General features: G+C 49.6%; 22 protein-coding genes. 10 read left to right on the top strand and 12 right to left on the bottom strand.

The annotated features are described in order from the left end of the window. Positions 1 to 271 precede the first annotated feature (271 nt). Complete coding sequence (locus OGV98_RS02630) at positions 272 to 781, bottom strand: redoxin family protein (protein ID WP_003845298.1); 510 nt, start codon at positions 779 to 781, stop codon at positions 272 to 274. A 1,150-nt stretch (positions 782 to 1,931) separates the two neighbouring features. On the opposite strand from OGV98_RS02630, the gene tdcA reads away from it, so the two are divergent. The 9 genes from tdcA (at position 1,932) to OGV98_RS02585 (ending at position 13,688) form a co-directional block, all read left to right on the top strand. Beyond that, positions 1,932 to 2,870, top strand: a complete 939-nt coding sequence (tdcA, locus tag OGV98_RS02625) for a transcriptional regulator TdcA (protein ID WP_044714476.1) — start codon at positions 1,932 to 1,934, stop codon at positions 2,868 to 2,870. 98 nt (positions 2,871 to 2,968) lie between these two features. Beyond that, on the top strand, positions 2,969 to 3,958 hold the full coding sequence (gene tdcB / locus OGV98_RS02620; RefSeq protein ID WP_003024877.1) for a bifunctional threonine ammonia-lyase/L-serine ammonia-lyase TdcB: 990 nt from the start codon (positions 2,969 to 2,971) through the stop codon (positions 3,956 to 3,958). 22 nt (positions 3,959 to 3,980) lie between these two features. Beyond that, the gene (gene tdcC, locus OGV98_RS02615; protein WP_003024875.1) at positions 3,981 to 5,312 is read left to right on the top strand and encodes a threonine/serine transporter TdcC; all 1,332 of its coding nucleotides are present in this window, start codon (positions 3,981 to 3,983) and stop codon (positions 5,310 to 5,312) included. 31 nt (positions 5,313 to 5,343) lie between these two features. Further along, positions 5,344 to 6,552 carry a propionate kinase gene (gene tdcD / locus OGV98_RS02610; RefSeq protein ID WP_003845303.1) on the top strand — a complete coding sequence of 403 codons (1,209 nt, stop codon included), beginning with the start codon at positions 5,344 to 5,346 and terminating at the stop codon, positions 6,550 to 6,552. Positions 6,553 to 6,580: 28 nt separating this feature from the next. Then, positions 6,581 to 8,875, top strand: coding sequence for a formate C-acetyltransferase (gene pflB, locus OGV98_RS02605; protein ID WP_003024871.1), 2,295 nt, complete (start codon positions 6,581 to 6,583; stop codon positions 8,873 to 8,875). A gap of 13 nt (positions 8,876 to 8,888) precedes the next feature. After that, positions 8,889 to 9,284 (top strand): enamine/imine deaminase, encoded by a 396-nt coding sequence (locus OGV98_RS02600; RefSeq protein WP_003024870.1) that lies wholly within the window; start codon positions 8,889 to 8,891, stop codon positions 9,282 to 9,284. 87 nt (positions 9,285 to 9,371) lie between these two features. Continuing rightward, entirely contained in the window at positions 9,372 to 10,736 is a 1,365-nt protein-coding gene (gene tdcG / locus OGV98_RS02595; protein WP_048218687.1) for an L-serine ammonia-lyase, read from the top strand. Between the two features lie 282 nt (positions 10,737 to 11,018). Then, entirely contained in the window at positions 11,019 to 12,350 is a 1,332-nt protein-coding gene (locus OGV98_RS02590; protein WP_003841510.1) for an SLC5/6 family protein, read from the top strand. 24 nt (positions 12,351 to 12,374) lie between these two features. Then, positions 12,375 to 13,688 carry an L-cysteine desulfidase family protein gene (locus tag OGV98_RS02585; protein WP_044714474.1) on the top strand — a complete coding sequence of 438 codons (1,314 nt, stop codon included), beginning with the start codon at positions 12,375 to 12,377 and terminating at the stop codon, positions 13,686 to 13,688. A 54-nt stretch (positions 13,689 to 13,742) separates the two neighbouring features. Here OGV98_RS02585 and OGV98_RS02580 read toward each other — a convergent pair whose 3' ends face one another. Both OGV98_RS02580 and OGV98_RS02575 read right to left on the bottom strand, forming a co-directional pair. After that, positions 13,743 to 13,892 (bottom strand): protein YhaL, encoded by a 150-nt coding sequence (locus OGV98_RS02580; protein WP_164919136.1) that lies wholly within the window; start codon positions 13,890 to 13,892, stop codon positions 13,743 to 13,745. Between the two features lie 26 nt (positions 13,893 to 13,918). Then, positions 13,919 to 14,620 carry a pirin family protein gene (locus OGV98_RS02575; RefSeq protein WP_003024860.1) on the bottom strand — a complete coding sequence of 234 codons (702 nt, stop codon included), beginning with the start codon at positions 14,618 to 14,620 and terminating at the stop codon, positions 13,919 to 13,921. Between the two features lie 104 nt (positions 14,621 to 14,724). Here OGV98_RS02575 and yhaJ point away from each other — a divergent pair, with 104 nt between their 5' ends. Next, on the top strand, positions 14,725 to 15,621 hold the full coding sequence (gene yhaJ, locus OGV98_RS02570; protein WP_003024855.1) for a DNA-binding transcriptional regulator YhaJ: 897 nt from the start codon (positions 14,725 to 14,727) through the stop codon (positions 15,619 to 15,621). Between the two features lie 91 nt (positions 15,622 to 15,712). On the opposite strand, the gene OGV98_RS02565 is transcribed toward yhaJ, so the two are convergent. The 9 genes from OGV98_RS02565 to mzrA all read right to left on the bottom strand — a co-directional run bounded on the left by OGV98_RS02565 (position 15,713) and on the right by mzrA (position 21,065). After that, complete coding sequence (locus tag OGV98_RS02565; protein WP_003841504.1) at positions 15,713 to 16,072, bottom strand: DUF805 domain-containing protein; 360 nt, start codon at positions 16,070 to 16,072, stop codon at positions 15,713 to 15,715. 217 nt (positions 16,073 to 16,289) lie between these two features. Continuing rightward, on the bottom strand, positions 16,290 to 16,655 hold the full coding sequence (locus tag OGV98_RS02560) for a DUF805 domain-containing protein (protein ID WP_003841502.1): 366 nt from the start codon (positions 16,653 to 16,655) through the stop codon (positions 16,290 to 16,292). An 863-nt stretch (positions 16,656 to 17,518) separates the two neighbouring features. Further along, the gene (yqjG, locus tag OGV98_RS02555; protein ID WP_162648190.1) at positions 17,519 to 18,505 is read right to left on the bottom strand and encodes a glutathionyl-hydroquinone reductase YqjG; all 987 of its coding nucleotides are present in this window, start codon (positions 18,503 to 18,505) and stop codon (positions 17,519 to 17,521) included. Positions 18,506 to 18,577: 72 nt separating this feature from the next. After that, a complete protein-coding gene (locus OGV98_RS02550) occupies positions 18,578 to 18,970 on the bottom strand; it encodes a DoxX family protein (RefSeq protein WP_003024847.1) in 393 nt (130 codons plus the stop codon). A 173-nt stretch (positions 18,971 to 19,143) separates the two neighbouring features. Continuing rightward, positions 19,144 to 19,443, bottom strand: coding sequence for a YqjK-like family protein (locus OGV98_RS02545; protein WP_003024845.1), 300 nt, complete (start codon positions 19,441 to 19,443; stop codon positions 19,144 to 19,146). Continuing rightward, complete coding sequence (locus OGV98_RS02540; RefSeq protein WP_003024834.1) at positions 19,443 to 19,838, bottom strand: phage holin family protein; 396 nt, start codon at positions 19,836 to 19,838, stop codon at positions 19,443 to 19,445. The genes OGV98_RS02545 and OGV98_RS02540 overlap by 1 nt, the downstream gene beginning before the upstream one ends. 2 nt (positions 19,839 to 19,840) lie before the next feature. Beyond that, complete coding sequence (locus tag OGV98_RS02535; protein WP_003024832.1) at positions 19,841 to 20,146, bottom strand: ElaB/YgaM/YqjD family protein; 306 nt, start codon at positions 20,144 to 20,146, stop codon at positions 19,841 to 19,843. Between the two features lie 33 nt (positions 20,147 to 20,179). Continuing rightward, positions 20,180 to 20,548, bottom strand: a complete 369-nt coding sequence (locus tag OGV98_RS02530; RefSeq protein ID WP_003024825.1) for a DUF1090 domain-containing protein — start codon at positions 20,546 to 20,548, stop codon at positions 20,180 to 20,182. A 148-nt stretch (positions 20,549 to 20,696) separates the two neighbouring features. Next, positions 20,697 to 21,065: an EnvZ/OmpR regulon moderator MzrA gene (mzrA, locus tag OGV98_RS02525; RefSeq protein WP_162838710.1), complete on the bottom strand. Its 369-nt coding sequence runs from the start codon at positions 21,063 to 21,065 to the stop codon at positions 20,697 to 20,699. Positions 21,066 to 21,068 lie beyond the last annotated feature (3 nt).

Raw genomic sequence — 21,068 nt, 5'->3', positions numbered from 1 at the left:
GCTGTAGTATTGCATTAACTAAAACCTCAATATTTGAGTTATGGCCATCTCAGGTGTCATAAAAAAGCACGATCAACGAAAGGTATCTTCTGAATTGTGTGAGGGGATTTTATGAGTGATGGAAGCCATGCATACAGAGTAAAAAAGATACATGCGATTAAAAAAACACCCGATCAGGTCCGGTAATATCGTTGAACCTGAAATTCAAAATGAATTCAACCGTCTTATGATGCGTCGTCGGGCGTTGTACAACCAGGAGTACGCAAATAACTTAAGGGATATGGGTGATGTCGACAGGGATTGTGACGTTCAGAACTGTATCAGTTTCATCACACTCAATCACTGAGCGGGCGAAAAGATTTAATTCAATAATCCGCAATCCTGTTTCAATCATAAAGCGATGGTTTGCATAATCCGAGACAAATTGGATTTTCGGACTGATATTGTTCTCTTTGATAAATCGACTTTGAGCAAATGGAGTATCGATGCTAATGACATAATATTTTGTAGTACTAACATCCTCATGAGTTAGAGACTCACTGAGTTGTTTTATTTGGGACTCACAAACTGGTGTATCTAGTGATGGTACGGTGTAAATAATCTTCCTAACACCTTTCGGTAATTTAAAAACATCCAGTTCTGGAGTCACCAGATCGTGTGCCGCTGGCAGTTTACCGCCTACGGACATGAAACCTTGATCCAGTGTCAGATCGTTTTCACCAAACTTTAATTTGAAATCCTTTCCTAAGTGAATATTATTAATTGATTTGACAAGTTTCATTAATCTTAATCCTTATAAAATATAAATGCGGATAACCGCTAAAATCGGCATAGCAACTGATAGGGATGAATCATTTGCTGAATAAATTAAATCATATTCAATGTTTTATTATTCAGTTGTCTCCCTAAATAAATAATAGCAGATGCGAATTTCAAAAACTTAGCTAAAAAGGAAATGTGTGAAATGAATTTTTAGAACACTTAAAAATTAGAATGTATATCCCCCTATAGAGGTATTTTATCCATGTAAAGAAAATGACTTTAAAAAGCATTGACTTGAGCAAACTTTGTCTTCTTGCGAGTATCAGTAAAGGGGCGAGGGACTAACGATTATCCGATGGGGGGAACCCTCTGTTGCCGTAAAGAAACACTCGCCAATTAGCCATACCCCTCCATCACCGTTAGCGTCGTCAGGTGCGCATGTTAACTGACATGGAAATTTTCTCGAGACTCTATTCCGCACTCATTTCCTGGTAGCTTTCTTTTTTGAGTAACTACTGCCGGAAGATGATAATTGAGACGATTTGGATACAAATGGTATATAGGTCTCTAAAAGAGATTTCTGGTTTTGTGATGACTAGCACAAAACGCTGAGCGATACGTTTTTATCGAGAATAATCGAACGCAATCGATCGCCATCACAAAATTACGCGCTAATAAAGTGTACAAAATTAGTGTTAATACAATGTTGCATATGATAATTATTTGTATTGTCTAGATTGAATTTTAATAAACGCAATGTTTCTTTACAAACAAATATGGCGAAAAAATGTGATGCATGGCGTTATTTAATCACCACAAACGGTGAAATATAATTATATTTGATAAATTACTCATTAAATTTAAGTGTCATTCTGCCCGATAATTGCGCTGTAATTGATTGAAATATAGCCTTTCCTGGTTTTTAGAAATAACAGATAAAATGGCGATGTTATAGCCATAAAAAATCGTTATCCCCCCATCTTTTTTTGATTAAAGTCAGGGTAAAGTGAGATATGTATTTCATATCCATATGATTTATAAGTGGTTTCATTTTTTATAATAGTCTTACAAAATGTAAGTCAAGGGGATTTGTGAGGGGTAGCACATATCCTTGTTTGCTTAATTTGGTACACTTCCTGCCGTCAACAAAGTAATTAACGCAGGTCGATATGAATACTATTACACTCCCTAAAACACAGCACTTAGTGGTCTTTCAGGAAGTCATTAGAAGCGGTTCTATCGGCTCAGCTGCAAAAGAATTAGGTTTAACTCAACCCGCTGTCAGTAAAATCATCAACGATGTTGAGGCTTATTTTGGTATTGAGTTAGTTGTGCGTAAAAATACTGGTGTGACATTGACTCAGGCAGGTCAGGTGATGCTCTCATGGTCTGAATCAATTACCCGTGAAATGAAAAACATGGTTGATGAGATGAACAGCATGACGAGCAATGCGGTCGTTGATGTGTCGTTTGGTTTTCCTTCACTGATTGCCTTCACCATCATGTCCGGCATGATTAAAAAATTCAAAGAGGTATTCCCGAAAGCACAGGTTTCTATGTATGAAGCTCAGCTCTCCTCGTTCTTACCGGCAATCCGTGACGGGCGTCTGGATTTTGCCATCGGTACGCTGAGCGATGAGATGAAACTGCACGATCTGCATGTGGAGCCGCTCTTTGAGTCAGACTTTATCCTGGTTGCCAGCAAGTCCCGAACATGCACCGGCATCACCTCGCTGAGCGCGTTGAAAAACGAACAGTGGGTGTTGCCACAAACGAATATGGGGTACTACAGCGAACTTCTTACCACGTTACAGAATAATGGCATCAGCAGTGAAAACATCGTTAATACTGACTCCGTCGTCACCATTTATAATCTTGTTCTCAATGCTGATTTCTTAACAGTAATTCCCTGCGATATGACCACACCGTTTGGCTCAAACCAGTTTATTACTATCCCGGTACAAGAAACCTTACCCGTCGCGCGTTATGCCGCCGTGTGGTCGAAAAATTATCGAATTAAAAAAGCAGCATCTATTTTGGTGGAATTAGCCAAAGAGTATTCATCATATAATTGTCGGAGACGAAGGCAATTAATTGAAATTAATTAAAGATTGAAATTGTTTTAACAAAAAATAAACGCCATCTGTCTATATCTGACAATGGTCACGGCTATCTATTTACTTTAATACCCTAGTAAGAGGTTCTAATGCACATTACATACGATCTCCCAGTTGCAATTGAAGATATCCTCGAAGCGAAAAAAAGACTGGCGGGGAAAATTTATAAAACGGGAATGCCTCGCTCTAACTATTTTAGTGAACGTTGCAAAGGGGAAATTTTCCTCAAGTTTGAAAACATGCAGCGTACCGGTTCATTTAAAATCCGTGGCGCTTTTAACAAGCTCAGTTCCTTAACAGAAGCAGAAAGAATGAAGGGCGTGGTGGCTTGCTCTGCAGGTAACCATGCGCAAGGGGTTTCTCTCTCCTGCGCCATGCTCGGTATCGACGGCAAAGTGGTGATGCCGAAAGGCGCACCGAAGTCTAAAGTAGCGGCAACCTGCGATTATTCCGCGGAAGTTGTGCTGCATGGCGACAACTTCAACGACACCATCGCTAAGGTTAGCGAGATTGTGGAAACGGAAGGCCGTATCTTTATTCCACCATATGATGACCCGAAAGTTATTGCTGGACAGGGCACTATTGGTCTGGAAATTCTGGAAGACCTGTACGATGTCGATAACGTGATTGTGCCAATTGGCGGTGGTGGTCTGATTGCGGGTATTGCGGTGGCAATTAAATCTATTAACCCGACCATTAAAATTATTGGCGTGCAGTCTGAAAACGTTCACGGCATGGCGGCTTCTTTCCACGCTGGAGAAATAACCACGCACCGAACGACCGGCACCCTGGCGGATGGTTGTGACGTCTCTCGCCCGGGTACTTTAACGTATGAAATCGTTCGTGAGTTGGTGGATGACATTGTCCTGGTCAGCGAAGATGAAATTCGCAACAGCATGGTGGCATTAATTCAGCGAAATAAAGTTGTAACTGAAGGTGCCGGTGCGCTGGCATGCGCAGCATTATTAAGCGGGAAATTAGATAGCTATATCCAGAACAGAAAAACAGTCAGCATTATTTCTGGCGGTAATATCGACCTTTCTCGTGTATCTCAAATTACTGGTTTAGTTGACGCTTAATATACTTCGTTGAGGATAGGATATGAGTACTACTGATAGCATTGTATCCAGCCAGACAAAACAGTCGTCCTGGCGCAAATCGGACACCACCTGGACACTGGGTTTATTTGGTACAGCCATCGGCGCTGGGGTGCTGTTCTTCCCTATCCGCGCAGGTTTTGGCGGACTGATCCCCATTCTGATCATGCTGGTGTTAGCATACCCAATCGCTTTCTATTGCCACCGTGCGCTGGCACGCCTGTGTCTTTCCGGTTCTAATCCTTCCGGTAACATCACAGAAACGGTTGAAGAGCACTTTGGTAAAACGGGCGGCGTGGTTATCACGTTCCTCTACTTCTTTGCGATTTGTCCGCTGCTGTGGATTTATGGCGTCACCATTACCAACACCTTTATGACCTTCTGGGAAAACCAACTGCAAATGCCAGCATTGAACCGTGGCTTTGTGGCGCTGTTCCTGTTGCTGCTGATGGCATTCGTTATCTGGTTTGGTAAAGATCTGATGGTTAAAGTGATGAGCTACCTGGTATGGCCGTTCATTGCCAGCCTGGTGCTTATCTCTCTGTCACTGATTCCTTACTGGAACTCAGCGGTTATCGATCAGGTTGATATCAGCAATATCGCTCTGACTGGCCATGACGGCATCCTGGTTACCGTATGGCTGGGTATTTCCATCATGGTGTTCTCTTTCAACTTCTCGCCAATCGTTTCTTCCTTCGTGGTCTCTAAACGCGAAGAGTATGAGAAAGATTTCGGTCGCGAATTTACCGAGCAGAAATGTTCTAAAATCATCTCCCGCGCCAGTATGCTGATGGTTGCGGTGGTAATGTTCTTCGCCTTTAGCTGCCTGTTCACGCTGTCTCCGGCAAACATGGCGGATGCGAAAGCGCAGAACATTCCAGTACTGTCTTATCTGGCGAACCACTTCGCTTCACTGTCCGGGACGAAGTCCACCTTCGCGACCGTTCTGGAATACGGTGCTTCTATTATCGCCCTGGTTGCTATCTTCAAATCGTTCTTCGGCCACTACCTGGGTACGCTGGAAGGTCTGAACGGTCTGGTGCTGAAGTTTGGTTACAAAGGCGATAAGACCAAAGTTTCCGCCGGCAAACTGAACACCATCAGCATGATCTTCATCATGGGCTCCACCTGGGTTGTGGCTTACGCCAACCCGAACATCCTGGACCTTATTGAAGCAATGGGCGCGCCGATTATTGCCTCTCTGCTCTGCCTGCTGCCGATGTATGCCATCCGTAAAGCGCCATCACTGGCGAAATACCGTGGCCGTCTGGATAACGTGTTTGTTACCGTGATTGGTCTGCTGACCATCCTGAACATTGTCTACAAACTGTTTTAATCCTTAAGCTCAGGATGAGCGGAGTAGTGAAATGAATGAGTTTCCGGTAGTACTGGTTATTAACTGTGGTTCGTCTTCCATTAAATTCTCAGTGCTGGATGCAGCTAACTGTGAAGTTTTAATGGCGGGAATCGCGGACGGTATTAACTCTGAAAATGCGTTCATAGCAATTAATGGAGGAGAGCCAGCTAAGCTGGCTCACCACAGCTACGAAGACGCATTGAAAGCAATTGCCGTTGAACTAGAGAAACGTAATTTAATGGACAGCGTGGCCTTAATTGGCCACCGCATTGCCCACGGCGGAAATATCTTTACCGAATCAGCAATTATTACTGACGAAGTTATCGATAATATCCGCCGGGTATCGCCGCTAGCACCGTTACATAATTATGCGAACCTGAGTGGGATCGAATCTGCTCAGCACCTTTTCCCTGGCCGGCAGCAGGTTGCGGTATTTGATACCAGCTTCCACCAGACGATGGCCCCTGAAGCCTATTTGTACGGTTTACCGTGGAAATATTTCGAAGAGTTGGGCGTTCGTCGTTACGGCTTCCATGGTACGTCGCATCGCTATGTTTCTCAGCAAGCGCATGACCTTCTCGACCTGCAGAGTGATGACTCGGGTCTGGTTGTGGCTCACCTGGGGAACGGCGCGTCAATCTGTGCGGTGCGTAACGGCCAGAGCGTTGATACCTCAATGGGCATGACGCCGCTGGAAGGGTTGATGATGGGGACACGCAGTGGCGACGTTGATTTCGGCGCGATGGCGTGGATTGCCAGCGAAACCAACCAGACGCTGAGTGACCTTGAGCGCGTAGTGAATAAAGAGTCCGGTTTACTGGGTATTTCCGGTTTGTCCTCTGACTTACGTACGTTAGAAAAAGCCTGGCACGAGGGACATGAGCGTGCGCAGCTGGCGATTAAAACGTTTGTGCATCGTATCGCGCGTCATATCGCCGGGCATGCCGCATCGTTGCATCGTCTTGATGGGATTATTTTCACTGGTGGAATAGGTGAGAACTCAGTATTAATTCGTCGTCTGGTTATTGAGCACCTTGCCGTTTTAGGCGTGAATATCGACAACGAAATGAATAGTCTGCCAAATTCCCATGGTGAAAGAATTATCTCAAATAAAGATGCTCGTGTTATTTGTGCGGTTATTCCCACAAATGAAGAGAAAATGATTGCACGTGATGCCATTGCATTAGGCAAAATTAATACCCCAGTAGCATTTGCATAATTAATTTTCAGCAGAGAGATTATTTTTCATGAAGGTAAATATCGATACCAGCGATATGCTGTATGCCGAAGCCTGGAATGGCTTTAAAGGTACGGACTGGAAAGAAGAAATTAATGTCCGTGATTTTATTCAGCACAACTATACGCCTTATGAAGGGGATGAATCTTTCCTCGCCGAAGCAACGCCTGCGACCACTGCATTGTGGGAAAAAGTTATGGCGGGCATCCGTATTGAAAACTCGACGCACGCGCCGGTTGATTTCGATACCAATATTGCTACCACGATAACCGCGCATGATGCGGGTTATATTGAACAAGAACTGGAAAAAATCGTTGGTCTGCAAACGGATAAGCCGCTCAAGCGCGCTCTGCATCCGTTTGGTGGCATCAACATGATCAAAAGCTCTTTTGATGCTTATGGTCGTGAGATGGATGCTGATTTTGAATACCAGTTTACTGAACTGCGTAAAACCCATAACCAGGGCGTATTCGACGCCTACTCTCCGGATATGCTGCGCTGCCGTAAATCCGGCGTGCTGACCGGTCTGCCGGACGGCTATGGCCGTGGCCGTATTATCGGTGATTATCGCCGCGTCGCACTGTACGGTATCCGCTACCTGGTGCGCGAGCGTGAACTGCAGTTTGCCGATCTCCAGTCGAACCTGGAGTGGGGCCAAAATCTTGAAGCCACGATTCGCCTGCGTGAAGAGCTGTCTGAGCATCGTCGCGCTCTGCTGCAAATGCAGGAAATGGCGGCGAAGTATGGCTGCGATATCTCCCGCCCGGCACGTAATGCGCAGGAAGCGGTGCAGTGGGTGTACTTTGCTTACCTGGCTGCGGTGAAATCGCAGAACGGCGGTGCGATGTCGCTGGGCCGTACCGCATCGTTCCTCGACATCTACATTGAGCGCGATTTCAAAGCGGGGATTTTAAACGAGCAGCAGGCGCAGGAGCTGATCGACCACTTCATTATGAAGATCCGTATGGTGCGCTTCCTGCGTACGCCGGAATTCGACACCCTGTTCTCAGGCGACCCTATCTGGGCGACCGAAGTTATCGGTGGTATGGGGCTTGATGGCCGCACGCTGGTGACGAAGAACTCGTTCCGCTATCTGCATACGCTGCACACCATGGGCCCGGCACCAGAGCCGAACCTGACGGTGCTGTGGTCTGAACAGCTACCAATCGCCTTCAAAAAATACGCCGCCCAGGTGTCGATCATTACCTCGTCTTTACAGTACGAAAACGACGATTTGATGCGTGCCGACTTTGACAGCGATGACTATGCCATTGCCTGCTGCGTCAGCCCGATGGTTATCGGCAAACAAATGCAGTTCTTCGGGGCGCGTGCCAACCTCGCCAAAACGTTGCTGTACGCAATCAACGGCGGTGTGGATGAGAAGCTGAAAATCCAGGTCGGGCCGAAAACGGCACCGCTGATGGATGACGTGCTGGACTACGACACGGTAATGGAGAGCCTGGACCACTTTATGGACTGGCTGGCCGTGCAGTACATCAGCGCACTGAACATCATCCACTACATGCACGACAAGTACAGCTACGAAGCATCGCTGATGGCGCTGCACGATCGTGATGTCTATCGCACGATGGCCTGTGGTATGGCGGGTCTGTCCGTGGCGGCGGATTCTCTGTCGGCTATCAAATATGCTCGCGTGAAACCGATTCGCGATGAAAACGGTCTGGCGATTGATTTTGAAATCGAAGGAGACTATCCGCAATACGGCAACAACGACGAGCGCGTAGACAGTATTGCCTGCGATCTGGTCGAGCGCTTTATGAAGAAAATTAAAGTGTTGCCAACCTACCGTAACGCGGTGCCGACGCAGTCCATTCTGACCATCACCTCCAACGTGGTGTACGGACAGAAAACTGGTAACACGCCGGACGGACGTCGCGCAGGTACGCCGTTTGCGCCAGGGGCAAACCCGATGCACGGCCGCGATCGTAAAGGTGCGGTGGCGTCGTTAACCTCGGTCGCCAAACTGCCGTTCACCTATGCCAAAGACGGTATCTCGTACACCTTCTCCATTGTACCGGCAGCGCTGGGCAAAGAGGATGGAGTGCGTAAAACCAACCTGGTCGGTCTGCTGGACGGTTACTTCCACCATGAAGCGCATGTGGAAGGTGGGCAGCATCTGAACGTTAACGTTATGAACCGTGAAATGTTGATGGATGCCATTGAGCACCCGGAAAACTATCCGAACCTGACGATCCGCGTGTCTGGCTATGCGGTGCGCTTCAACGCGCTGACCCGTGAACAGCAGCAGGATGTTATTTCACGTACTTTCACCCAGGCGCTCTGACGCCGGAGGGACTATGAGAAAAGTTATTGCAACCGAATGTGCGCCAGGGGCTATCGGGCCTTACGTACAGGGGGTGGATCTGGGCAGCATGGTGTTGACGTCAGGTCAAATCCCGGTGTGTCCACAGACCGGTGAAGTGGCTGAAAACGTATCCGATCAGGCGCGTCAAAGCCTGGAAAACGTGAAAGCGATTGTCGAGTCTGCAGGTTTGAAAGTGAGCGATATCGTCAAGACCACCGTTTTCGTTTCCGACCTGAACGACTTCGCCACCATCAATCAGGTGTACCAGCAGTTCTTTGATGAGCATAAGGCAATCTACCCTACGCGCAGCTGCGTGCAGGTCGCCCGCTTACCCAAGGATGTGAAGCTGGAGATTGAAGCCATCGCCGTACGTGGCGACACGCTGTAATCCCTTGCGGGGCGATCTCAGGAGCGCCCCGATCCTTAATGAGTGTGAAACCTGGTCTTCACTGAACGGCAATCCGAGGGTGTGGATATGATTAGCGCATTCGATATTTTCAAGATTGGCATTGGACCTTCCAGCTCCCATACCGTGGGGCCAATGAACGCAGGTAAAAGCTTTATCGATCTGTTGGTCAGCAGCGGGGAACTCCCCAAAGCTACGCATATTGTGGTCGATCTTTATGGATCGCTTTCCCTGACCGGAAAAGGTCATGCGACAGATGTCGCCATCATGATGGGACTGGCCGGTAACAGTCCACAAAATGTTAATATAGATTCTATCGCTGGTTTTACTCAGGAAGTGGCCCGTACCGGACGTTTACCGGTTGCAGAGGGCACGCATGTTGTCGATTTTTCCCCAGACAAAAATATTCTCTTTCATACCGAAACGCTGCCACGCCATGAAAATGGCATGCGTATCACCGCATGGAACGGCACCGAGACGCTATTAAGCAAAACCTATTACTCCATCGGTGGTGGTTTTATCGTTGAAGAGGAGCAATTTGGTCAGGCGCATGATGTTGAAGCACACGTGCCCTACAATTTTCATTCCGCCAGCGAACTGCTGAAACTGTGCGAGCGCAACGGGCTGTCTGTTTCCGGCCTGATGATGCAAAACGAACTGGCGATGCGCAGCAAAGAAGAAATCGATGCTGGCTTTGCTGCCATTTGGGACGTTATGCACGCTGGAATTGAGCGCGGCATGAACACCGAAGGCGTTCTGCCGGGTCCACTGAACGTCCCGCGCCGCGCCGTGGCATTACGTCGGTTGCTGGTTTCCAGCGATAACCTGTCCAGCGACCCGATGAACGTTATCGACTGGATCAACATGTTTGCGCTGGCCGTGAGCGAAGAAAACGCCGCCGGATGCCGGGTTGTGACGGCACCGACCAACGGAGCATGTGGGATTATCCCTGCTGTCCTGGCCTATTACGACAAGTTCCGCCGCCCGGTGAATGCAAACTCCATTGCCCGCTACTTACTGGCCGCGGGGGCGATAGGTGCGCTGTATAAGATGAACGCCTCGATTTCGGGTGCCGAAGTGGGCTGTCAGGGTGAGATTGGCGTCGCTTGTTCAATGGCTGCAGCTGGGCTGACCGAGTTGCTCGGCGGTAGCCCGTCTCAGGTGTGTATTGCGGCGGAAATCGCCATGGAGCATAACCTGGGACTGACCTGCGATCCGGTCGCCGGACAAGTGCAAATACCGTGTATTGAGCGCAATGCGATCAACGCGGTAAAAGCCGTCAACGCCGCGCGTATGGCGCTACGTCGAACATCTGAGCCACGCGTTTCGCTCGATAAAGTGATCGAGACCATGTATGAAACGGGCAAAGATATGAATGACAAATACCGTGAAACGTCACGTGGTGGTCTGGCTATCAAAGTGATTTGTACTTAACTAAATTTGTGTTTATTTCTCCTTTGGGCGCACCTGAGTGCGCCCTTTTTTTGTTGTGATCCGCTTCAAAAAGAGAAATTAATCCCATTTTGTAAATATAAAATAGAAAAATTTTATTAAACATTATGAAATGAGGGGGTATTTATGTGAAGTTTTTCTCTGACCCTCGGCGTATGATTTCTCCATTCTAACGAACTCGCCTGCACGACTCGTACCGCGTATCGCATTGATGCGGAACGGAAAAATAATAAAACCTTACCCTACATTTTGAGCGAGATTTTTATGGAAACGGCAACGAATAACAGCGTAATACTCGACGCATCTGCTCCGGCGCGTCGGGCTGGGATGACCGAAAGTGAATGGCGTGAAGCTATTAAATTCGACAGCATGGACACCGGCTGGGTCATTATGAGTATCGGTATGGCGATTGGTGCGGGGATTGTTTTTCTTCCTGTCCAGGTCGGGTTAATGGGGCTGTGGGTGTTCTTGCTGTCCTCTATCATTGGCTACCCAGCCATGTATCTGTTCCAGCGTCTGTTTATCAATACGCTGGCTGAGTCCCCGGAATGTAAAGATTACCCAAGCGTGATCAGCGGTTACCTGGGTAAAAACTGGGGCATCCTGTTAGGTGCGTTATACTTTGTGATGCTGGTAATCTGGATGTTCGTCTACTCCACCGCCATCACCAACGATAGCGCCTCTTACCTGCATACTTTTGGCGTTACTGAAGGTTTACTGTCCGACAGCCCGTTCTATGGCCTGGTGCTGATTTGCATCCTGGTGGCCATCTCGTCACGCGGGGAAAAACTGCTGTTTAAAATCTCCACCGGCATGGTGCTGACCAAACTGCTGGTAGTGGCAGCGCTTGGCGTATCGATGGTTGGGATGTGGCATTTGTATAACGTAGGTTTACTGCCGCCGATGGCGCTGCTGATCAAAAACGCGATCATAACGTTGCCATTTACGCTGACCTCAATTCTGTTTATTCAGACATTAAGCCCGATGGTTATCTCGTATCGTTCTCGCAACAAATCTATTGAAGTGGCGCGCCATAAAGCCCTGCGAGCGATGAATATCGCGTTCGGCATTCTGTTCGTGACCGTCTTTTTCTACGCCGTTTCCTTCACGTTAGCGATGGGCCATGACGAAGCGGTTAAAGCTTATGAGCAGAATATTTCCGCTCTGGCGATTGCCGCGCAGTTTATCAGCGGTGCGGGTGCTGGTTGGGTGAAAATCGTCAGCGTTGTTCTGAACATCTTTGCCGTTATGACCGCTTTCTTCGGCGTCTACTTAGGTTTCCGTGAAGCGACTCAGGGGATCGTAATGAACGTGCTGCGCCGCAAAATGCCAGCCGAGAAAATCAACGAAACCCTGGTTCAGCGCGGTATTATGGTTTTCGCCATCCTGCTGGCCTGGAGCGCAATTGTGCTCAATGCGCCGGTGCTGAGCTTCACCTCTATTTGTAGTCCTATCTTCGGCATGGTGGGTTGTCTGATCCCGGCCTGGCTGGTCTACAAAGTTCCTTCACTGCACAAATACAAAGGCGCTTCCCTGTATCTGATTATTATCACGGGCCTGCTGCTGTGCGTTTCTCCGTTCCTGGCATTTTCCTGAGTTATCTGAGCAAAGGTTGTTGTTATGTTTGAGACTACATTGAATCCATTATGGGATAGTTTTATCCGCGCGGTACAGGAAGAGGTTAAGCCTGCGCTGGGTTGTACGGAACCTATCTCTCTGGCGCTGGCGGCAGCGGTCGCATCCTCTGAGCTGGACGGCGCGGTTGAACGTATTGATGCGTGGGTCTCACCGAACCTGATGAAAAACGGCATGGGCGTTACCGTGCCGGGTACCGGAATGGTCGGGTTACCTGTCGCGGCGGCGCTGGGTGCGCTGGGGGGAAATGCCCGTGCCGGTTTAGAGGTACTGAAAGATGCGTCGCCCCAAGCGATCGCTGATGCGAAAGCGATGTTGAGCGCTGGTGGCAAGGTCGCGGTGATGCTGCAGGAGCCTTGCGAGGATATCCTCTTTTCCCGCGCGAAGGTTTACAGCGCTGAAGGATGGGCGTGCGTGACGATTGTGGGCGGTCATACCAACATAGTCCACATCGAGACCAATAAGGGTGTAGTGTTCACCACAGAACAGAATGCTCAGGAAGAGGAGCTGGAGTCGCCGCTGGCGGTACTGTCTCACACCTCGCTGGAAGAGATTCTGGCGTTCGTGAACGCGGTACCGTTTGAGTCGATCCGCTTTATTCTTGATGCGGCAAAGCTGAACGGTGCGCTGTCTCAGGAAGGGCTGCGTGGTAACTGGGGCTTGCACATCGGAACCACACTTGAGAAGCAGTGCGCGCGTGGTCTGCTGGCGAACGATCTCTCCACCTCTATTCTGATCCGCACCAGTGCGGCATCGGATGCGCGAATGGGCGGGGCGACGCTGCCGGCCATGAGCAACTCCGGATCCGGCAATCAGGGTATTACCGCGACTGTTCCGGTCATGGTGGTGGCCGAGCACTTTGGCGCGGATGAGGAGAAACTGGCACGTGCGCTAATGTTGTCTCACCTGAGCGCTATCTACATCCATCATCAGCTTCCTCGTTTGTCTGCGCTGTGCGCAGCAACCACGGCGGCGATGGGTGCAGCAGCGGGGATGGCATGGATCGTGGATGGCCGCTACAACACCATCGCGATGGCGATCAGCAGCATGATTGGCGACGTGAGCGGAATGATTTGCGATGGCGCTTCAAACAGCTGCGCGATGAAAGTATCAACCAGCGCATCTGCGGCGTGGAAAGCGGTACTGATGGCACTGGATGATACTGCCGTAACCGGCAACGAAGGGATTGTGGCGCATAACGTGGAACAATCTATCGCTAACCTGTGTGCGCTGGCGTGTCGTTCGATGCAGGAAACCGACAAGCAGATTATTGAGATCATGGCCAGTAAGGCGCATTAATCTTCAGGTCGGGTAAGGCGTTGCCGCCACCCGGCATAAGTCTAAGCCGCCTTTTCAGGCGGCTTCTTCGTCTTCCAGCCGTAGCTCGGCATCGGCCACAATCGCTTCCAGCTCTGTCAGCATTTCTTCATAGCCGAAGGCAACTGTTTCCCGTTTTTTCAGCTCAACCTGTGGCTGGCGTTTTTTTGATGATTTCTTGCTCAATAGTCGTACTCCATTGTTTTCCCTGACTATACGGGCAAATCTATCAGCAAAGCGCGCAGCGGGGTATCGGCGACTAACGTTATGTTAGTTTCGTCACGAATAAATGCCCCATCGCCACAGGTGAGCGCTTCTTTTTCGGCGCCAGACGTCACCGCATGGAATCTGCCGTGAATCGACTGTAAATAAGCGCGTGGCCCATGTAACTGAAAACTCAGCGATTCACCTTGCTGCAGTTCAACGTGGTGCACCCATACCTGTTGGCGCAGATGCAGGCTGCCTTGTTCACCGTCCGGCGAGGCCAGCAGCTGATGCTTACCGGTACCCAGCGTGGCTTTCTGTACGCAGGCGTTTTCACGCTGCGGGCAGGCGTCCAGCCAGAGCTGCATCCGCGTTAACGGTTTGTCTTTGCTGATATTGTGTTCGCTATAGCTAATCCCGGGCTGTGTCGCGAGCAGTAAAACTTCGCCTGCTTTGGCCTTGATATGGTTGCCTTCGCTGTCTCGGTACTCCGCTTCCCCTTCAAGGATCAGATTGACGATATCCACCTTCGGATAGGTCCGCGGCTGGAAAGAGGCCCCCGGTGCCAGAACTTCCTGGTTCAGAACACGCAGCGAGGCATAACCCAGCAGTTTAGGATCAAAATAGTGTCCAAAGGAGAAGGTATAACGGGCCTGCAGCCAGCCGTAGTCTGCTTGCCCGCATTGTTTGGCTGTACGGGTAGTAATCATAGTTCTTGACCTCTCTTTACTTCCTTTTATGTTAAATGGCTAGACGCTGCATTGTTAGCCAGATATTCTGCCTAGTATGTTCAAATTTCCTGAATGAGAACGAGATGGCTAAAGAAAGGGCTTTAACGCTTGAGGCGTTACGCGTCATGGACGCAATAGACAGGCGCGGCAGCTTTGCCGCCGCAGCGGACGAACTGGGGCGCGTGCCTTCCGCACTTAGCTATACCATGCAGAAGCTGGAGGAAGAGCTGGACGTAGTGCTGTTTGACCGTTCAGGCCACCGTACAAAATTCACTAACGTCGGGCGTATGCTGCTGGAGCGTGGGCGCGTACTGCTGGAAGCTGCGGATAAGCTGACTACCGATGCCGAAGCGTTGGCTCGCGGATGGGAAACGCATTTGACTATCGTTACCGAAGCACTGGTGCCAACGGCGGCGTTTTTCCCGCTGATCGACAGACTGGCTGGGAAGGCCAATACCCAGCTTTCCGTCATTACCGAAGTTCTGGCCGGGGCGTGGGAGCGTCTTGAACAGGGGCGGGCGGATATCGTGATTGCGCCGGATATGCATTTTCGCTCATCCTCAGAAATCAACTCGCGCAAGCTGTACTCGCTGATGAACGTATATGTGGCGGCACCGGATCATCCGATTCATCAGGAGCCGGAACCGTTATCGGAAGTTACCCGCGTGAAATACCGTGGGATCGCTGTGGCGGATACCGCCCGTGAGCGTCCGGTACTCACGGTTCAATTGCTGGATAAACAGCCGCGTCTGACGGTGAGTACGATAGAAGATAAACGTCAGGCGCTGCTGGCCGGATTGGGCGTAGCGACAATGCCGTACCCGCTGGTGGAAGAGGATATTGCAGCTGGTCGACTGCGGGTCGTTAGTCCGGAATCGACAAGCGAGATAGATATTATTATGGCCTGGCGTCGTGACAGCATGGGCGAGGCGAAATCCTGGTGTCTGCGAGAAATTCCCAAGCTGTTTGCGGGTAAATAATCTACGTCTGTGAATGATTGCAGTTCGGATTATTTCGGGGGCAGATTTCAGTGCAAATCGGGGCAATAAAATAATTGCCCCGCGAAATAAATTAATTAATTTCGTTTTGCTTCGGATCGTTGCCGTAGCGGTTGCTGCCGGAAGTCCCGTTTTGGCAGAAAAATACCAGCAGAATAATGGAGCCGATGACTGGAATTAACATGAGCCACATCCAGTGACCAGAACGCTCTGTATCATGCAGACGGCGAACGCCAACGGCAATGCTTGGTAGAAGTACGGCCAGGCTATAGATCAGTGAGAGTGCCGGAATTTCCATACCGATTACGGATTGAATGACGTTCAGAATGGCGCTGATAATCACGCTAATCAGAATAAACATCCAGTATTCTTTACGACGCGCGCGACCAGAGAATTCCACATAATTTTTTAAAACCTGTAAATACCACTGCATAAAATATCCCTATTCATCTTAAGAAAACAAAAAAATGTAGCACATGAACCTGTAAAGATCATGATTATTATTAAAAATAGGATATTTTACTAGTAATATTTTTTATGTTTATATTTATGGATAAAATATATAAATTAATTATTGTTGGTAGCAGTCTAATAAATATTTTTCTTGTTATGAATAAAAAGGCAGAATAGTTTTCTGCCTTTTTGAATATCTACGAAAGTTGCTTCGGGTTTTCGCCAAATCGGTTTTCACCCGGCGTGCCATCCTGACAGTTGAAAATGATGATGACCAACCAGCCGACGATCGGGATCAATAGCACCAGCAGCCACCAGGCTGAACGGTCGGTGTCATGTAAACGCCGGAACTGTACCGCCCACCACGGGATAAAGACCAGAACCCCGTAAATCGTCGTTAATATGCCTTCTCCTCCGGCGCGCTCCCAGCCAAACATTCTGTCCAGAATGCCCAGCACGAACGTGAAGATGATGTTGACCAGCACAAACATCCAGTATTCTTTACGACGCGCGCGGCCACCAAAACCAAAGTAATTCTTTAATACGTTTAAATACCAATCCATTTTTGCCTCGTTCTGCGTTCAATTACTTGTTTTTAAAGCAATCAAATTAAGAATAGCTGCGAATGGAATGCTGGTAAATATTTGTGTTGTTAATTATTTGGCCTCCAAACGGGCAATGACGATCAGTTAAGCATGTATGGTGAACATGTGATTCTTGCTCAGGGTTCCGTTCACCTCATGTGCGTTGCTTCTCTGATATCTTTATACCCGTGAACGGGCAAGGGAGGCTCACCGCCGCCTCCCTTGCAACCCAGGCTCCCGGCGGGAAAATCGTCGCTGCGCGATGTATTCGTCTTATTCCGTCTGCCTGTCGGGTCGGGGCCGAGCCTGCGTCCATGCAGGCCGTCCCCTCTGCCCGCATCCCTGCGGGCAGCCCCGGTCAGCCGTCAACGCCTCATCGATTTTCAGCCGGACCGGGGTCATCGCTGTAATGCTCTGACTTCCAGTTAAATCTGATTTGCTGTTCAGATATATTCAAAAAAACGCAGATGGTCAGGTGTGGGCTGGTCCGGCTGAAAATTGCCGACGTGTTTCCGTAAGGCCGGGAGAACCCGCATGGATGCGGGTTCAGGGCGCGTTTTACAGGGACGTTTCCTCGCGCCCGACCCGGTAGCCTGGAGGAGTAAGCGGAGGGTATTGCACAGCAACAATTTTCCTGCCGGGAGCCGGGATTGTAAAGGGCGTGGCGGAGAACGCCCTTTACACGTTCACAGGAATCGGTGCTTCAGAGAAACGATGAACATGAGGTGAACGGAACCCTTTCCCTGAAATAACATATTCATTACCTCCGCCAGCACATGTTGATGCCTTTCGAAACGGAGGCGTTAACTGAACAGCATTACCCAAACGGAGGCCAGTGTAAATCAGGCGAAACGCTCGTCACGCCCATGAGGTTCGCTGAGATCCTGCCACGGGCCGATTGAAATAATACCGGTCGGGTTGATTGTTTTGTGGCTACGGAAGTAGTGATGACGGATATGGTCAAAGTTGACGGTCTCCGCAATGCCCGGCATCTGGTAGATATCGCGCAGAAAACCGTACAGATTCAGGTAGTCACTGATGCGGTGTTTGTCGCACTTGAAGTGGGTGACATAAACCGGATCAAAGCGCACCAGCGTGGTCCACAGGCGAATATCGGCCTCAGTTAGCTGGTCACCGGTCAGGAAGCGATGCTGACCCAGGATCTGCTCCAGTCGTGCCAGAGATTGAAAGACTTTTTCCACGGCATCGTCGTAGGCTTCCTGGCTGGTGGCAAATCCCGCTTTATACACGCCGTTATTGACGTTGTCATAAATCCAGCCGTTCAGCTCGTCGATTTTGCTTTGCAGGGCCGGTGGATAGTAATCCCCGGCTTTCGCACCCAGCGCATCAAACGCAGTATTAAACATGCGGATGATTTCTGCAGATTCGTTGCTGACAATAGTGTGGTTTTTTTTGTCCCACAGTACCGGAACGGTCACCCGACCGCTGTAGTGTGGATCGGCGTGTAAATAGAGCTGATAAAGAAATTCGTGCTGATACAGGGTATCGCCGGTTGCCGCTGGGAAGTTGTCGTCAAAGGTCCAGCCGTTTTCCAGCATTAACGGATGCACAACGGAAACGGAAATAAACGGTTCCAGCCCTTTAAGTTTACGCAAAATCAGTGTGCGATGCGCCCATGGACAGGCCAGAGAAACGTACAGATGATAACGGTCTTTTTCGGCAGCAAAGCCACCTTCACCGGTCTGGCCAGGCGCGCCATCTGCGGTGAGCCAGTTACGGAAAGCCGATGCAGAACGTTGAAATTTCCCGCCGGTTGATTTGGTGTCGTACCAAGTGTCATGCCAGATGCCGTCAATCAGTTGTCCCATGATTTTCGTCTCCTCAGATAGCAAAAGCGAGGAGATATCTCCTCGCTTTTTGATGTGTTCAGTATAGTTTGCTTACCACTTTTTATTCAGTACGCGGTCAATACTGAATGCGCCCGGACCGGTGATAGCCAGCAGCAGGAAGCCGCCTGCGATGGTCAGGTTTTTCATAAACATCAGAGAGTTCACACCTTCCGCAAAGTTACTGTGGAAGAGGAATGCCGTCAGCAGCGTGAAGCCTGCGGTGAACAGCGCGGTAGTACGGGTCAGGAAACCGAACAGAATTGCCAGACCGCCGCCAAACTCAAGCAGAATCACCAGCGGCAGCATAAATCCAGGGACGCCCATGGCTTCCATGTACTGTTGGGTACCTGCATATCCGGTGATTTTTCCCCAACCTGCGGTAATAAACAGGATTGGCATCAGAATGCGCGCTACCAGTACACCAACATCTTCTAATTTCTTCATCATACTCTCCAGGAAACCACTCAAGCGGCTTATTGTGTTTTTTTGTGCAACGACGCTGCTGAGCGCGTCGTTGCTGTCGATGAAGAGAATAATAAACGTGGCTAATGAGAATTGTTAGCAAGGAAAACTGTCAGTATTTTTCAAAAATTTTGAGGTTGGGGGTAGGGAAGGGATTAGCCGCGCAGTTGCTGCTGTCTGATGGTCGATTTCACCAGACGCCAGATGCTCCAGACGCTAAAGCCGCGTTTGGCCCAGCGGACCAGCAGATTTGGGTTACGGATGGTGCGAACTGCCATAATACTGCTCCCGACTAACACCCAGCCGCGCAGGTTCAACAGCGTCTTCCAGCCACGATCGTAGACCTCGGTGGCTTCCAGCCAGTCGCGGCGAGTAGCAGACAGATCCAGCCGTTGCTGCTGGATCTGTCCAAGCAGTTGCGCCTTACGTTGTTGACGTTCGACTTTACTGCTCATTATGCGTCATCCTCCAGAGCCCGCCTGTCGTTCGCGAGTTCATTGCGCGTATGGCGTAGCAGCGTTGTTTTACGCGCTTTACGAAGCGTCCATATCCCGCCAATCAGCGCTAACAGCAACAGCACTACGGTGGTGGCAATCATGGCGTTCAGGCGGTATTGAGGGTCAATGGCCCAGATGATAAGTACCATCAGGCTCATCAGGCCAAACGCCGCGAACAGCATAGTCAGCCCAAGCATCAGCAGGATCTGGATGAGGTTGGCTTTTTCCTCTTCCAGCTCAACGACGGCCAGCCGCAGCCGCGTCTCTACGATCTCAACGAGAATCGTCAGGATCCGCTGTCCAATACCCAGTACGCCTTTGCCTGGACCTTGTGCGTGTTGAGAATCAGCCATTGTTAACGGCGCGACAGCAGTACACCAAGCACCACACCGACTGCAGCGCCAATGCCGACGCCTGTCCATGGGTTTTCGCGCACGTAGTTATCGGCTTTAGCCGCGGCCTCACGGGTCTGTTTGGCAATCACATCGCTTGTTTCACTCAGACGATGGCGGCTCTCGCGCAGCGCATGTTCGGCTTTGCTGCGAATTTTACTCATCTCTTCCTTCGACTTATCGCCAGAAGAGCTAAGTACTTCTTCAAGCGTATCCGCAAGAGATTTCAGCTCAGCGCGCAGGTTTTCCGTAGCATTATCTTTCGACATAGTTTTCTCCAGTTGAGTGGCTAGTTACCGTACTTAGTAATCGCGGGTTTCGAGTTCTTTTAGCTCTTTCTGAGCTTCAGCAAGCTTGTGTTCGCGCTTTGCTACCTTATCCGCATCGCCTTTTTGCTTAGCTTCGGCTAAGTCACGTTGACGCTCGGCAATCTCATTTTTCTGCTCGGCGATTTTTTTCTGATGGTTGGCGCGCAGTTTGCTGTCAGTACAGTTTGCCCTGACTTCGCTCAGCGCTTTGTTCAGCCCATTGATGCGGCTCTGATTATTGTGTTTTTCGGCATAGCTAATCTCCCGCTGAATGTCTTGTTCTTTTTCCTGACAGAGAGTGTTGGCGTAGCTGCCGGCACTTAGAGCGAAAAGGCTAATTGCCAAAGCGATGCGGTATTTCATTCTTGAACCTTCCATTGTGATTCGACCTCGTCGTTTAGGGTCGATGCTCCAGAATAATAAAACGTTGGGTCATAAGCCCTGTTTATTAATCATAGGCGCTAAACGGTGAAATCACCAAAGTGAGTGATCTAATTCAGATTCCTGGAAATTAACCAAAGCGGTGTGGAGTATCACGTAAGCGGGATAACCACTGCACCGCCTGGTTATCATCATCCTGCTGAGCGATAACGAAACCGTGCGGTAACGTTCGATCAAGTACGACCTTTGCGGCTGCGCTCTGCGCGCTGGAATCAAAGGTAATCAGCAGTGCGTCATTTTGCGGAGTGATGCTTTTAAAACGAATGCCGTTGGCATCCAGGTGATGCCAGATAGAGAAGCCATCAGGCATGCTGGCTCCCTGGTTTACGGCACGAATGGCAAGCGTTGATTCCTGCTGGCGAATGACAGACCAGGTCAGGAGCAACGCGCCAATGAACAACATAAAAGTGGTGGACCAGGCAAGTCGTCGGAGCGTTATGCA

The organism is Citrobacter sp. Cf136, assembly GCF_030333815.1.
In the GTDB taxonomy this organism is placed as follows: domain Bacteria; phylum Pseudomonadota; class Gammaproteobacteria; order Enterobacterales; family Enterobacteriaceae; genus Citrobacter; species Citrobacter freundii.
Note: the sequence above shows the minus strand (reverse complement) of the source record. Positions and strands in the feature narration are given on the sequence as shown.

Excerpts from the sequence above, each read along its gene's own strand:
- OGV98_RS02540 (WP_003024834.1), bottom strand. The coding sequence starts at position 19,838 with ATGGCTGATTCTCAACACGCACAAGGTCCAGGCAAAGGCGTACTGGGT.
- OGV98_RS02590 (WP_003841510.1), top strand. The coding sequence starts at position 11,019 with ATGGAAACGGCAACGAATAACAGCGTAATACTCGACGCATCTGCTCCG.
- OGV98_RS02600 (WP_003024870.1), top strand. The coding sequence starts at position 8,889 with ATGAGAAAAGTTATTGCAACCGAATGTGCGCCAGGGGCTATCGGGCCT.
- pflB (WP_003024871.1), top strand. The coding sequence starts at position 6,581 with ATGAAGGTAAATATCGATACCAGCGATATGCTGTATGCCGAAGCCTGG.
- OGV98_RS02530 (WP_003024825.1), bottom strand. The coding sequence starts at position 20,548 with ATGAAATACCGCATCGCTTTGGCAATTAGCCTTTTCGCTCTAAGTGCC.
- OGV98_RS02550 (WP_003024847.1), bottom strand. The coding sequence starts at position 18,970 with ATGAAGAAATTAGAAGATGTTGGTGTACTGGTAGCGCGCATTCTGATG.
- OGV98_RS02560 (WP_003841502.1), bottom strand. The coding sequence starts at position 16,655 with ATGGATTGGTATTTAAACGTATTAAAGAATTACTTTGGTTTTGGTGGC.
- OGV98_RS02535 (WP_003024832.1), bottom strand. The coding sequence starts at position 20,146 with ATGTCGAAAGATAATGCTACGGAAAACCTGCGCGCTGAGCTGAAATCT.
- OGV98_RS02565 (WP_003841504.1), bottom strand. The coding sequence starts at position 16,072 with ATGCAGTGGTATTTACAGGTTTTAAAAAATTATGTGGAATTCTCTGGT.
- OGV98_RS02585 (WP_044714474.1), top strand. The coding sequence starts at position 12,375 with ATGTTTGAGACTACATTGAATCCATTATGGGATAGTTTTATCCGCGCG.
- OGV98_RS02545 (WP_003024845.1), bottom strand. The coding sequence starts at position 19,443 with ATGAGCAGTAAAGTCGAACGTCAACAACGTAAGGCGCAACTGCTTGGA.
- tdcC (WP_003024875.1), top strand. The coding sequence starts at position 3,981 with ATGAGTACTACTGATAGCATTGTATCCAGCCAGACAAAACAGTCGTCC.
- yqjG (WP_162648190.1), bottom strand. The coding sequence starts at position 18,505 with ATGGGACAACTGATTGACGGCATCTGGCATGACACTTGGTACGACACC.
- tdcD (WP_003845303.1), top strand. The coding sequence starts at position 5,344 with ATGAATGAGTTTCCGGTAGTACTGGTTATTAACTGTGGTTCGTCTTCC.
- yhaJ (WP_003024855.1), top strand. The coding sequence starts at position 14,725 with ATGGCTAAAGAAAGGGCTTTAACGCTTGAGGCGTTACGCGTCATGGAC.
- tdcA (WP_044714476.1), top strand. The coding sequence starts at position 1,932 with ATGAATACTATTACACTCCCTAAAACACAGCACTTAGTGGTCTTTCAG.
- tdcB (WP_003024877.1), top strand. The coding sequence starts at position 2,969 with ATGCACATTACATACGATCTCCCAGTTGCAATTGAAGATATCCTCGAA.
- tdcG (WP_048218687.1), top strand. The coding sequence starts at position 9,372 with ATGATTAGCGCATTCGATATTTTCAAGATTGGCATTGGACCTTCCAGC.
- OGV98_RS02575 (WP_003024860.1), bottom strand. The coding sequence starts at position 14,620 with ATGATTACTACCCGTACAGCCAAACAATGCGGGCAAGCAGACTACGGC.
- OGV98_RS02630 (WP_003845298.1), bottom strand. The coding sequence starts at position 781 with ATGAAACTTGTCAAATCAATTAATAATATTCACTTAGGAAAGGATTTC.